Raw genomic sequence first — 13,350 nt, forward strand, 5'->3', positions numbered from 1 at the left:
CTAATATTCTTTTTTACGAAGTAATAATAAAAAACCTACGCAATCCCTTCAATTAAGATGAGGCGTAGGTTCTTCGATAAATGTCTACCGATCCTAAATTAAGGATTATTCTTGGTCAACAACTTGTTCATTTTTAGTGATCACTTTACGACCACGATAGTAACCATCAGCAGTTACGTGGTGACGTAAATGTGTTTCGCCTGATGTTTTATCAATACTTACAGGACGTGCAGTTAAGAAATCATGCGCACGACGCATTCCTCTTTTTGAACGTGTTACCTTCGATTTTTGTACAGCCATTTTAACAACTCCTAAATTACACTATTTCTTAGTGATAGAAACTTTCAAGTGATAGAAAATACTATCTTAATCCAATAGATCTGTCAGAACAGCAAAAGGATTTTTCTTTTCCCCTTCTTCCGGCAGCTCTTGATTCTTTAAAAACTCTCGCCCTTCGCATGGCTCATTATCATCATGATAAGGAATGATTGGTAAAGCCATTAGTAGTTCATCTTCTAAATGATAGAGAAAACCTACAGGATCGACCTCATCGACTACGATGACATCTGCATCATCACCAATCAGCTCTGCTTCATATTCACTTTTTACGGGAACCCAACGAAAATCAACACTAATGTCAACTGCAAAAGGCTCAAGACAGCGCTGACATTCAACACTCACATTTACAGAAGCAGTGCCTGTAATGCTTTTATGCTGATTATCATCAAGACCTGCCTTAAATGATAAAACAATATCACTATTAACTTTCTCAACTGCTTCTTCTAAGCGAGGAAATAGTTTTGCCGGCAACTCATCTTTTTCAATTAAGTACCGCTGATCAATAGCTTGCCATATGGATAATGTAGAGTAATTCAAAGAACACCATCAATTCTAATAAAAGAGGGATATATTAATCTATTGCGCATTTTTTTGCAATAAATCCGTTCACTAACGAACAAAATCACCACTCTTACCCCCGTGTTTTTCTTCGAGCGTAATATTGCTGATTTCCATTCGTTTATCAATTGCTTTTAACATATCATATATCGTCAGTAACGCAAGAGACGTTGCGGTTAAAGCTTCCATTTCAACGCCGGTCACACCTTTTGTTGAAACTTCGACTGTCGCAACAACCGCATTTTTTTCTGGTAGCAATTCAAAATCCACATTCACCTTAGTTAAAGGGAGTGGATGACAAAGAGGAATGAGATCAGCTGTTTTCTTAGCACCCTGAATTGCCGCAATTCTTGCAACGCCTAATACATTCCCTTTTGAGACTTTTTCTTCGATGAGTGCTTTAAAAGCAGCCTCATTCATCGTAATCATTCCTGTCGTGATCGCCGTTCTTTTTGTGACAGCCTTATCACTTACATCTACCATATGCGCTTCACCTTGCGCATTCAAATGCGTTAATTGATTCTCGCTCACAGTCGCTCCTTCTGATATTTTATCTTATCGCCAATCGTTAACCCATCATTCCCCTAATTCCCCTAGCTCCCCTAACCTACAACTCCGTCAGATCTTCTATGACATAATCTTCCAAATCTTTGTGTCGGCTCATGGAACTTTCAGAAATCAGCTGAATATTTTTAAGTAACCCTACTTTTCTAACCAATGATTTATCTTCAGAAATGAGATAATGCCATTCTGGCAACGCTTTCTCTTCAAAACGAAGTCGATACGCACAACTTTGCGGTAACCAAGGGAAAGTTTCAATATCATCAATCGATAGCTCAATACATTCTGGCACATATTGGTGTCTTGTTGGGTAATGCTTACATTGACAGCTTTTGAGATCTAATAAATTACATGCAACATTTGTATAGAGAATCTCCCCCGTATCTTCATCTTCTAATTTATTAATACAGCAGAGCCCACAACCATCACAAAGCGCTTCCCATTCTGTTTTAGTGAGCACCTCTAAAGGCAACTCCCAAAATTTTTCTCGCATAAATCTATTCTCAATTACTTAATTTACAGATGTTTAATTTAACACTTATTTCGAAGGCGCTTTTGACGCTTCTTTCGGATTTTGAGTAGAAACTTCAATACTACCTTTTAGATCCACAGGCGCATTTTCTGGCGTTTCTTCTACCGCAATCATCGATTCAATCGTATTTTCTCTTCCTGGAACAATCCCTGAATCAATAGATTCGCTCTTCACTCGTTTTACATACCATTCTTGTCGATCTATATCTTTTGCTTCAAGACAAAGAGTGACTTCTACTTGTGTTGGTTTTTCACTTAATTCATCATCATGGGCAATCTTATCTCTAAACTGTAAATAGTACGCAATTTGACTACCGATCAAAATGATAATCCATGAGAGATATACCCACATAATAAAGAGCACAACACTCGCAAATCCTGAATAGATTTCTGACTGTTTGCCCGATAGCACGACAAACTGCGTAAAGAGCTTCCCGACAAAATACCATGCATTCGAAGCAAAAAATGCCCCGATTAATGCCGGAATCACATTCACTTTACGGTATGTAATAAAAAGATAGGCAAGCCAAATGACAAATGTCACAACACTAATCGTGAAAGCTTGTCCTAAAAGAAAATTCACCACAGGATTGGTCACATAACCACTTACCCTAACCACAATCGAACTCGAAAGAAATGAAAATGCAATAAATGCAAAAATTGGACCCACAAGAATCACAATCATATAAGAGAGCATTCTCTCTCTAAAAGGTCGCCCTCTTTCTACTCGCCAAATTCTATTAAAAGCGGACTCTACCGTTGTCATTAGATTGACGGCGGTATAGAGCAAAACAACAAATCCTACTCCCCCTAAAATAATACCTCGCGTATTTTCAACAAAACCGATTAAGGTATGCGCAAAATCATTCGCACTCTCTTCTCCTAAAAATGCTAAACCTGTTCTCAGTAGCGGTTCTAGCTCATTATGAACCCCAAATGCTGCTAAAATAGAGAAGGTAATCGCCATTAAAGGCACGAGAGAAAGCATAGTCGTATAAGTCAGAGCTTGTGCTCGTTCTTTAAAATTCGCTCTCTGATATTGAATCACAATGCGATAAAGACATTGTAAAATACGTCTAAAAAAGAAGAAAGAACCTGACTCAGACCAGAGCCAGGTTTCTAATGTTTGAATGATTGCTTTCATAATTTATTAAATACCTTTTGATTCCGGTATTTTCACTGATTAAGCATACTTATTAAAAGCTTCTCTAATCAATGTAATACGGCGTTCCAAAGCATCTGCTCCATACTGCGTACTTAATTCAAAATATCCCCAAACAGGATTTGGCCATGCAAGATCCGTTTCGTAACGGGCAATCACATGCACATGAAGCTGTTTGACGATATTACCCAATGCGCCAATATTTAATTTATCCGCTTCAAAAGATTCCTGCATCACCTTTGAAGCAATACGAAGTTCTTTTAGCAATTGCTCCTGATCTTCTATCGATAAATCAATAATTTCCACAATATTATCACGCTTTGGAATTAATAGAATCCAAGGAAATCTTGCCTCATTTTGAATTCGTACTTCACAAAGGGGCAAATCTGTTACAAAACGACTGTTTTTAGCGAGTTCTTCATTCAAAATCATATCTAATATCCTCTTTTTTATATTCTTATTTATATGTTATTGCTGATCGTATTTTGCTCTGTTTTTCTATTCGTATAAGCCCTCGATCAATCATTGAATAAACTTAAAAGCTTTTAAGCAAAAAATCTAACTGATCCTAGAACTTTAGTGCTTCACTGAATGACTCACTTTGCGGCTAACCTTTTCGATTTTTAATACTCATCCACTTTCTGAGTTAAAGCGACAATCTTCTCTCTAAGCTTAAATTCAGTGAGCTCAATGCCTTTTTCTGCACGCACCAATTCACTTGCGAGAATAATCCCTGCCATAATTGCGGCTTTTTCTAAAGAGAGACGGCCTCTTTCACGAAGTTTTGCAATTTCTTTATCTAAACGAAGCGCAGATTCTTTAAGAACGTCTTCTTCCGATTTTGGCGTGCTAATCGGATATTCTTCATTGGCAATTTTAATAGGAACAACTACTGTTTCAGACATTTTCAACTCCTACAGATTTTGTTTCATTGATTCTACGCGAGAAATCAACTTACTTAATTTATCAGACAACAGCGCATTATCTGCTGTTAAACGCCCATTTTCTAACTCAATATTTTGCTTATACGATCCAAAATCTAGTTGCAATGTTTCATATCGCGCTTCAGATTCTCTTAAAGCATTTTTGAGTTGATTTTTCTCTTCGCCTAAAGCAATGATCTTTCTTTCTAACGCATCAAATGCGGTTTGTAATGTTTCCGACACGATTTATTGACCTTTTATTCTGAGTGACTTGTCATAACGCTCAATAACAATTGAGTACTCTGTGAGTAACTTATGAATCGTTAAATGAGCGTCCAATTAGGGTTTTACAAAACTTGGAATATCACCATAATATCCCATTGCGATTCTTGCGAGCTTTCTTTTTGCAAAGGGAACTTTGTCCATTGTCGACAACCCCAAATTTCTCACGCCTTTCACAAACTTAGATTGACTGGTTGAACTGCGCTTAAAGAGATCCATGGATCCCATAATCAGCATATTGTGTGCTTTTCGGCGTTTTTCATAACGCTTTAACATCGTTAAATCCCCTAATGAGATCCCCGCCTTTTTCGCATTGATAAGCTCTTCCACAAGCGTTGCAGAATCTAAATACCCAATATTCACACCCAGTCCCGCAAGCGGATGAATGGAATGCGCAGCATCACCGGCAAGGGCAAAGTTTTCCCGCACATATGTTTGCGCATGATTCAGTCGAAGGGGATAAGCACCTAAATCACCGGCAATTTCAATTCGACCAAATTTCCACTGAAATCCTTCTGATAATCGATCTGAAAATTCTTTCGGATCTAGTGCTAATAATTCATCAGCTTCTTCATAAGTAGTGTGCCAAGCCAGCGAACAACGTCCATCATTGAGCGGCAGTAACGCCAAAGGACCATTGTCTAAAAATCGTTGCCAACAGGTATTATCATGGCTCTTTTCAGGTCTGACTTGCCCAACAATGGTTTTCTGACCATAACTCCAACCGGTTGTCGGAATATTTGCCCAATCACGAACCATCGACCTTCCGCCATCAGCGCCCACAATCAGCTCTGTCACATATTGATCACCGTTACTAAGTTGAACTTCCACTTCATCGCCGACTCTCTCGAAAGATTCGAGCTTCGTATTATCTAAAATCGTGATATTTTCAAGCTTCAACGCACGATCAATCAATACGCCTTGCGTTGCTTCATTATCCATAATCCAGCCGAGCGCATCTGATCCTGTGCCAGCAGCATCAAAGGTTAATTCCCCTTTTCCGCCCTCATCCCACACATGCATATGTAAAAATGGCGTGATTTTGCCGGTATGCATTAAACCATCCCAAGCATCCACATATTCCAACCACTTTTTACTCGATGGCGTAAACGCCGATACGCGAAGTCCATAATCATCTTTCGGATAGAGTTTTTCTAAAGGATGAAATTCAATGACTAATACTTTCAATCCCGCTTTCGCAAGACCAATGGCAATACTCGAACCCACTAAGCCCGCACCATTAATAATGACATCAACACGTTTTTTCATACCTTTATCCTTTTTACCGGGCATTTTATCTTTCTATCTCTCTGATATTTGATAAATGGTTACCGCCATTTTGAGTGAATCATGGATTCATTGAACATCTAATCTTTAATCTAAACTTCGCTACTAAAATCTAACAATTATCGTGAAATCGGCTTCCGTAAATTTAATTGTCAAACAGAGGCTGATTCAGCCTGAGTGAGAATGCTCGCATTCTTCTAAAAACTCCGTGCCAGCAGTATCCATTTCTTTTAAAATCTCAAACCGAAATAACGACTTTAATAACCCATTCCAAATTTCGCGATACGTTTTTTGAGCGGTTTAATAAAGTTCACACTTTTAAGCGCTAAGTTTCGTAATTGAGAAGCTCCGGGAAGCTCTATCCCAAAACCTCTGACTAAAAAGTCTGTTGCGCCTGCTACTTTCACCACATCATGGCGTCTTTCACGTGCATATCGCTCTAAATCAAAAATTGTCGGGATATTGCCGTTTTTAAAATAAGGGAGAAGTAACTCACAATCTCTAAACCCTAAGTTCAAGCCCTGCCCAGCAATGGGATGTAGAGAATGCGCACTGTTTCCGATCAATGTTAAACAAGGCTTACTCACTTCTTTCGGCACCATCAAAGATAAATCCCAAACATGACGTTTTGTGACCGACTGAATCTCGCCTAAATCTAAACCAATGCGGTAAATCACTTCATTACTAAATACGGCATCAGAAGCATTTTTCCACTTCTCTTTTTCTGTGCGATCTGCAATTAATACCACCGCCATTTCATGGCTTCCTACCGGCAATAATGCCAATGGACCATCACTTGTAAAACGCTCATAAGCCGTATTGTGATGAGGATATTCAAAAGTTGCGCGAGCGATTACGGCAACTTGATTGTAATCTGAATGGTACGATTCAATGCCGGATAACATGCGTAATTGCGAATGTAATCCTTCCGCCGCCACAATCCAATCGAAGGTTTCCGTTCTCTTTTCACCTTGATGAAGTAATGTACAACTTGCCGAAGTTGCCGTAGAAGCCGAATCGCCGGCATTTGTAACATTTTGAAGCTGATAATTTGAAAGCTGCGTTTGATCTAAATAAGTAATATTGTCGCAAGTATCTACGGCTTTGAGCATTCCCAAAACTAATCGACCTAACGGAATAAGCGCCCCAAAATCTTGTAGATCATGATCGAATGCTTCTAATTCCACCTTTGTCGCATAGCCTTTTTCAGAAATCTCCACACGCTCAATCGGCGTTGCGAAGGTTTTGAGTTCAGCCCATAGATCAATGGATTTCAAAAAAGAGACCGAGCGATGTGATAACGCAATCATGCGCGTATCTTGCTCTAAAAGTTCTTTACTAGGTCTCTCTTTCTGATCAATCACCGTAATATTTAAAGGAGAATTTTTCAGACCAAGCGCAAAAGAGAGCCCGATTGGACCTGCTCCTGAAATTAGGATTCGTTTCTGATGCGTCTGTTGATCTTTCGTTGTTACCATCTTATTCCCCTTCTTTCAAAATCTTACCTGCCTAATCATAAACTCAAAGCCAAGTATCATTTTGATATACCGCAAGTTTTTACGCTTTTCTACCAAACTCAATGTTTCAATTGACCAATCTGATTACTCAGCTGTTGGCAAACTCAAGATTTCATAACCATCTTCTGTCACTAATATTGCATGTTCCCACTGCGCTGTGAGTGAACGGTCACGAGTTACCGCCGTCCAGCCATCGCCCAATACTTTCACAGCAGATTTCCCAACGTTAATCATCGGTTCAATGGTGAAAATCATGCCTGGTTCCATAATTTCCGTAACCATCGGCGAATCGTAATGCAATACTTGCGGCGATTCATGAAGACTTAAACCCACGCCGTGACCGCAGAAATCTTGTACTACCGAGTAATTATGCGCATGCGCATGCTTTTCAATGGCACGGCCAATATTTCTAAATGGTGCACCTGGTTTTACTTCTTCAATGCCGAGCATCATGCATTCATACGTCACATCTACAAGGCGTTGTGCCAAAATTGATACATCGCCCACGCAGAACATTTGGCTTGAATCGCCGAAGTAGCCATCTTTTGATAAGCAGATATCAATATTCACAATATCGCCATCTTTCAATTTACGATCGCCGGGAATACCGTGACAAACCACATGATTGAGAGAAATACAGCTTGCGCCCGGAAACGGTGGCTGACCATAATTCAAACTGCCGGAAGTTAATCCTTCTTCCGTCATCCAACCTAAGATTAAATCATCAAGTTCCTGCGTTGTTACGCCAGCTTTTACATGAGGTTTAATGCGCTTTAAAAGGTTCGCCACAGCTTGGTTAGCGATTCGAATTCCTGCAATTTGTTCAGGGGTTTTAATAGTAATATCTGACATATCTGATCCTTATTAATGACTGGATAACAATCTGTTAACGATGATTCTACCAATTTCCGATGGTTTGATCTGATTCAATGAGTAAGTTCAATGCTTGAGCTCAATGATTGATTTCAAACATCTATCCTTCTTCTGATTCGATGAAATATACTCGTTCCCATTTGTGATCGTCTATTTTTTATAAATCCTATGACTTCCTGTCTTTAGAATTCGCCTTAGATTCTCTTTAGATTCACTTGAAATTCGTTTTAGAGTTTCAGGATTCCCTGCAAAAGGGTTTCATAGAATTTAAGATCCTAAAAATTAAAGCGCAATTCTGCGCTTTAACATTTTAATCTTTAGAAAATTATCTTAGGTTCGTGGCAAAGTAACGCCTGTTTGACCTTGATATTTTCCGCCACGATCTTTATACGATGTTTCGCATTCTTGATCGGATTCAAAGAACAGCATTTGCGCAACGCCTTCTCCGGCATAAATTTTTGCCGGCAAGTTTGTAGTATTAGAGAATTCTAACGTCACGTGCCCTTCCCATTCAGGTTCAAGTGGTGTGACATTCACAATAATGCCGCAACGCGCATAAGTAGATTTTCCGAGGCAAATCGTTAATACGCTGCGTGGAATTCTAAAATATTCAACCGTGCGCGCTAACGCAAAGGAGTTTGGCGGAATAATGCAAACATCCGAAACAACATCCACAAAGCTTTTCTCATCGAAGTTTTTAGGATCGACGATACTTGAATTGATATTTGTGAAAATCTTAAACTCATTGCTACAACGTACATCATAACCATAGCTCGATGTTCCGTAGCTAATAATGCGACCTTTCTCATTTTCTCGTACTTGGCCCGGCTCAAATGGTTCGATCATGCCGTTTTTGGCTGCCTGTTCGCGAATCCAATGGTCTGCTTTAATTGACATACGTTTCTTTCCTTGTCCATTAGCATTTATTAAAACTGATGTTTAAATACTATTTAATCAATATTGCTTGTTGATAGCGCTGAACCAGAACCTTTCGAAGATTCCCTAAATTCCAAGGATCAACGCCGATAAATTTAAGTGCTTATTCAGAAACAAGTTTCACAGAATAAGCACTTTTACATCTTTAATGCCGGCAATTCACTGGCACTTAATTAAATGAATTACTTGAGCTCTTTTCCTTGAGATTGTTGTACAACAACCTTTGGAAAACCTGCCATGCGATCACGTTCACGAAGCGATAGAATCGCTGCCGTTTTAATGGCAATCTCTTGATAAAGTTTCGCAAGATCATCACCGGTCGTTGCCGTTGGTTGCCCGTTATCAAGCTCTTCACGAATCTTACGGTTTAATGGCATACGACCAAGAAGTGTAATATCTTCTTTCTCTGCAAGCTCTTTTCCGCCATCTGTTCCGAAAATCGCTTCTTCATGACCGCAATTAGAACAGATGTGATAACTCATATTTTCCACAATGCCGAGAATCGGAATGCCGACTTTCTCAAACATCGTAATCCCTTTACGCGCATCTAACAGCGCAATATCTTGTGGCGTTGTCACAATCACACTGCCGGCAACCGGTACTTGTTGTGCAAGCGTGAGCTGAATATCGCCTGTTCCCGGTGGCATATCCACAATGAGATAATCAAGATCTTTCCAATTGGTTTCTTTGAGCATCTGTGCAAGTGCTGAAACTGCCATTGGCGCACGCCAAATTGCGGCATCACGATCGGCAATTAAGTAACCGATAGAGTTTGTTTGTAAGCCTTGAGCTTCCACAGGTTCCATTGATTTCCCATCAATAGATTTTGGTTTTTCATGGCTATTGAGCATCGTTGGTAAACTTGGTCCGTAAATATCGGCATCCAAAATCCCTACTTTCGCCCCTTCATTCATTAAAGAAAGAGCTAAGTTTACGGAAGTTGTAGATTTACCAACACCGCCTTTCCCAGAAGCTACGGCAATAATGTTTTTCACATTTGGCAATGCATGCAATTGACCTTGCACTTTATGCGCAACCACTTTCGTGCTGACATTCACTAGAGCATTTTGCCCTGTTTTCTCGGCAATCAAAGCTTCTAAGCTCTCTTTGATATGAACGCTATGCGCTTTTGCATAGAATCCTAATACGATATCAACCTGAATCTGCGGCGATGAACCTTCGCGGACTTCTACTGATTTTACACATCCTGCAGAAATAAGATCCACTCCTAAAAAATGGTCCTTCTGCTGTTTAATAATATCTTCGATCATCTCTTTTGTGACTTTCATAAGGTTATATCCTCGCTAGAACAGATTTGAATGGTATCTATTCTAGCATTGCTAGCGAAATAAATTAACCTTGTAAACAGAAAGCTTGAAAACTTCTTTCATCTCGCTAAAAACTCGCATTGTTACGGCATTATTCGAGCACTTTTGTCTTTACAAAAACCTTATCAAAGTCAATTTTCTATCAAGTTGTTTAAAGCCCTGTTTGGGATTCGAAATATCTCAAGCTGATTTGTAGCGGGAGCGAATGCTTGCATGTCTTTATAAATCATGCGCCCGCAATGGGATTTCATTCACGTTGCTCTCAACAGAATCACTCTCTGTTCTCGGAAAAATTATTTCTATGAACAACTGATCGATGATCCATTACTGAATATATCGGGCTGATTCATGGCGGGAAGAATACTTGCACATCTTTCAAAATCACGCGCCCGCAGTTAGGAAACCTCTTTTTTCAAAATGAATGAATTAAAATATTCTCATTCTTCAGCGATGAAAAATCCTGTTGATTCCTTTTCCTAAATCAAGGAAGTCCATTTCACTAACCTTTCAAGCTCAAAGATCGTCTAACTGCGGGCGAGCAATTGTGAAAAGCATGCACGAATTTCCTCCCGCCGTGAGTGACCTTTAATAAGAACATTTACAACAATAAGGCGGATCAACAATCACTCATTACATCTTTCAGAAGTGCTTCTGCTTTCTCATTAAACGCCGTCACATTCAGCGTTAAGGTTTCTCCTTCACGATTGAGCTTTAAGCCTAAATCTGCTTTCGGTAGAACGCCTGCACCTTTTTCTGGCCATTCGATAAGCCAAATGCCATCTTCTTCTAGCAATCCTAAATCAAAGAGCTCAATCGGCGATGCTAAACGATACAAATCGGCGTGCAAAATCGTGAGATCTTCCAATTCATAAGGTTCAATCAACGTATATGTTGGGCTTTTAATGGCGCCTTTGACGCCGAAAGCTTGGATAAAATAGCGAGAAAATGTCGTTTTTCCGGCACCCAAGTTTCCTTCTAAATAGATTTTACAATCGGTTAGATTCTGCTTTTGAATCCACTTTGCCAACGTTCTTGCAAATAGTGCTGTTTCTTCTTCGTTATTTAAAATTTGCTGGGCTTCTTGACTCATCTTTGACTCTCTTCTTTACTTCAATGTTTACTTCGAGTGATTTTATGGCTTAAACGCTTCTGAGATCGTCGATCGATTCTCCGATTGATTCTGATATCACGAATACATCATTATTTGTAAATTCTATACCGCTTCGCTCACTTTGGGTAATCTTCGAGATAAAATCGCTAATCGAATATTTAGGAAGATGGCCGCAAAGGTTAAACCTACGATTAAACCGATCCAAACGCCGGCAGCTTCCATGCCTTTCACAACCCCTAAATAGTAGCAGAGTGGAAAAGCGATGAGCCAATAGGAAGCGATTCCTAAGCACATCGGCACGGTTGTATCTTTCATCCCGCGCAAGATACCATTGGCCGAAATCTGCAAGCCGTCCGGCAATTGGAATAAAATTGAATAGATAATTAAGCCGGCGCTCATATGAATGATTTCCGGATTTTCATTGAAGAGTTGCGGAATATGAAAACGCGCGAAAAAGAGCAGTAAACTGGTAATGACCATTAATCCTAACGCCACCATTCTTCCCATATAGCTGATACGAAGCACGCTCGCATAATCCTTCCTGCCCATGCCTTGCCCCGTCATTGCCGTGAGCGCCATCGCCACACTTAACGGAATCATAAATGTCATGGAAGTAATTGCGAGCGAAATCTGATGGCTTGCCACAACCACTGCGCCAAACTGCCCTAAAATTAAGCCGGCAGCGGAAAAAATCGCCACTTCCGCAAATAATGTTGCGCCACTTGGTAAACCGACTTTGATCATCTCCGTCAATCGATGGTCCGGCTTTGTCACAGGACAAATGAGCTTCAAGCTTCGAAGTCTTGGATCAACATAGGTAAATAATCCTAATAAAATCAGCATGACCCAAAACGTTAATCCCGTTCCAAGCCCAGAACCCACAATGCCGTAGCTCGGCAAACCAATCGGTTCATAACCGTTTACCAAGACGTAGTTTAAAATTGCATTCACAACAAATCCAACGCCGCACACAATCGTAATCGGCACAGGTCTTGCAACGCCTTCACAAACCGCTCGCAAGCTATTAAAGAGCAAAATTGCCGGCACGCCAACGCTTAATGCTCGTAAATAGGAGACCGATCCCGGAATCAATGATTCTTCTACTCGTAAAAATCGTAAGAGATATTCGGCAGAAAAATTCATAATCAGCATCACAAGAAGCATTAACTCAAAGGAGATCAATACGCCGTTATGCCAAATTTTCGCAACATCTTGACTGCGACCGCTTCCAAATTCATGGGCACTAAAAATGGCAACGCTCATTAAAACGCCGGTACTGCAGAGTAAAAGTGGATTCCAAATCATCACGCCAAGCCCAACAGATGCTTGCACGTCATCGTTAAAGTGTCCCGTAATCGCAATATCCACAACGCCCATTCCCACTAAAAACCACTGTGTAATGAGGATTGGAAGCGATAATGCGAAGAGCATATTGAGCTCATCTTTTTGAAAACGAAAACGATTCAAGATTTGCACTCTCGAAACTCCTTGTAATTGAACGATAGATAAATATTGCCGGCATTTTACCTTAAAGTCCTATGATCTTGTTATTTAATCATCGGCTTGAGATGTTTTTTAAACTTGATGGGAATATGGAGATTCTTGTTCTTCTAAAGGCTGCTTCATGGCTGGGTCGAATGCTTGCACTCTTTTAAAAATCGCGTGCCAGCAATATCGATTCGCCTTAGATTTTAAATCCCTATTTTGCTGAAATGATTTTTTAAAGCTCACTCACGGCGGGAGGGAATGTTTTCGTGTTTTTACGAACTCTCGCCCGCAATTGGTAAAGCCCATTCTTCCCAGCATTCAAAAGACTTCAATATAACGATTCCTTTCTAAAGCTCGAATTCCGTATTTCGCGGGCGCGGGATTGTGATAAGAATGCAGAAATTCTCTCCCGCCACGAATCAGCTCTTAATTCTGCCGAAGCTTTTTTCTTTAA

The 13,350-nt window shown here is 40.0% G+C and carries 15 protein-coding genes; all 15 read right to left on the bottom strand.

From position 1 onward, the window contains the following. Window positions 1-105: 105 nt before the first annotated feature. The 15 genes from rpmF to ACYSN2_RS09930 all read right to left on the bottom strand — a co-directional run bounded on the left by rpmF (window position 106) and on the right by ACYSN2_RS09930 (window position 12,884). Entirely contained in the window at window positions 106-300 is a 195-nt protein-coding gene (gene rpmF, locus ACYSN2_RS09860) for a 50S ribosomal protein L32 (protein ID WP_461750091.1), read from the bottom strand. A 66-nt stretch (window positions 301-366) separates the two neighbouring features. Continuing rightward, a complete protein-coding gene (locus ACYSN2_RS09865) occupies window positions 367-876 on the bottom strand; it encodes a YceD family protein (RefSeq protein ID WP_461750092.1) in 510 nt (169 codons plus the stop codon). A gap of 72 nt (window positions 877-948) precedes the next feature. After that, on the bottom strand, window positions 949-1,428 hold the full coding sequence (moaC, locus tag ACYSN2_RS09870; protein ID WP_461750093.1) for a cyclic pyranopterin monophosphate synthase MoaC: 480 nt from the start codon (window positions 1,426-1,428) through the stop codon (window positions 949-951). A 76-nt stretch (window positions 1,429-1,504) separates the two neighbouring features. Then, entirely contained in the window at window positions 1,505-1,951 is a 447-nt protein-coding gene (locus ACYSN2_RS09875; RefSeq protein ID WP_461750094.1) for a YcgN family cysteine cluster protein, read from the bottom strand. 45 nt (window positions 1,952-1,996) lie between these two features. After that, window positions 1,997-3,133: a YihY/virulence factor BrkB family protein gene (locus ACYSN2_RS09880; protein ID WP_461750095.1), complete on the bottom strand. Its 1,137-nt coding sequence runs from the start codon at window positions 3,131-3,133 to the stop codon at window positions 1,997-1,999. Window positions 3,134-3,172: 39 nt separating this feature from the next. Further along, on the bottom strand, window positions 3,173-3,583 hold the full coding sequence (locus ACYSN2_RS09885; RefSeq protein WP_461750096.1) for an HIT domain-containing protein: 411 nt from the start codon (window positions 3,581-3,583) through the stop codon (window positions 3,173-3,175). Window positions 3,584-3,774: 191 nt separating this feature from the next. Beyond that, window positions 3,775-4,056, bottom strand: coding sequence for a cell division protein ZapA (locus tag ACYSN2_RS09890; protein ID WP_461750097.1), 282 nt, complete (start codon window positions 4,054-4,056; stop codon window positions 3,775-3,777). A 9-nt stretch (window positions 4,057-4,065) separates the two neighbouring features. Continuing rightward, window positions 4,066-4,317: a hypothetical protein gene (locus ACYSN2_RS09895; protein ID WP_461750098.1), complete on the bottom strand. Its 252-nt coding sequence runs from the start codon at window positions 4,315-4,317 to the stop codon at window positions 4,066-4,068. Window positions 4,318-4,413: 96 nt separating this feature from the next. Continuing rightward, a complete protein-coding gene (locus ACYSN2_RS09900; protein WP_461750099.1) occupies window positions 4,414-5,625 on the bottom strand; it encodes a UbiH/UbiF/VisC/COQ6 family ubiquinone biosynthesis hydroxylase in 1,212 nt (403 codons plus the stop codon). 275 nt (window positions 5,626-5,900) lie between these two features. Beyond that, window positions 5,901-7,121: an FAD-dependent monooxygenase gene (locus ACYSN2_RS09905; protein ID WP_461750100.1), complete on the bottom strand. Its 1,221-nt coding sequence runs from the start codon at window positions 7,119-7,121 to the stop codon at window positions 5,901-5,903. A gap of 123 nt (window positions 7,122-7,244) precedes the next feature. Next, window positions 7,245-8,012, bottom strand: coding sequence for a type I methionyl aminopeptidase (gene map / locus ACYSN2_RS09910; protein ID WP_461750101.1), 768 nt, complete (start codon window positions 8,010-8,012; stop codon window positions 7,245-7,247). 351 nt (window positions 8,013-8,363) lie between these two features. Further along, window positions 8,364-8,930, bottom strand: coding sequence for a dCTP deaminase (gene dcd / locus ACYSN2_RS09915; protein WP_461750102.1), 567 nt, complete (start codon window positions 8,928-8,930; stop codon window positions 8,364-8,366). Between the two features lie 221 nt (window positions 8,931-9,151). Further along, window positions 9,152-10,258 (bottom strand): iron-sulfur cluster carrier protein ApbC, encoded by a 1,107-nt coding sequence (gene apbC / locus ACYSN2_RS09920; protein ID WP_461750103.1) that lies wholly within the window; start codon window positions 10,256-10,258, stop codon window positions 9,152-9,154. A 655-nt stretch (window positions 10,259-10,913) separates the two neighbouring features. After that, window positions 10,914-11,387 carry a tRNA (adenosine(37)-N6)-threonylcarbamoyltransferase complex ATPase subunit type 1 TsaE gene (gene tsaE, locus ACYSN2_RS09925; RefSeq protein ID WP_461750104.1) on the bottom strand — a complete coding sequence of 158 codons (474 nt, stop codon included), beginning with the start codon at window positions 11,385-11,387 and terminating at the stop codon, window positions 10,914-10,916. 123 nt (window positions 11,388-11,510) lie between these two features. Next, window positions 11,511-12,884 carry an MATE family efflux transporter gene (locus tag ACYSN2_RS09930; protein ID WP_461750105.1) on the bottom strand — a complete coding sequence of 458 codons (1,374 nt, stop codon included), beginning with the start codon at window positions 12,882-12,884 and terminating at the stop codon, window positions 11,511-11,513. Window positions 12,885-13,350: the final 466 nt, after the last annotated feature.

It is taken from the genome of Ignatzschineria sp. LJL83 (genome assembly GCF_054871845.1).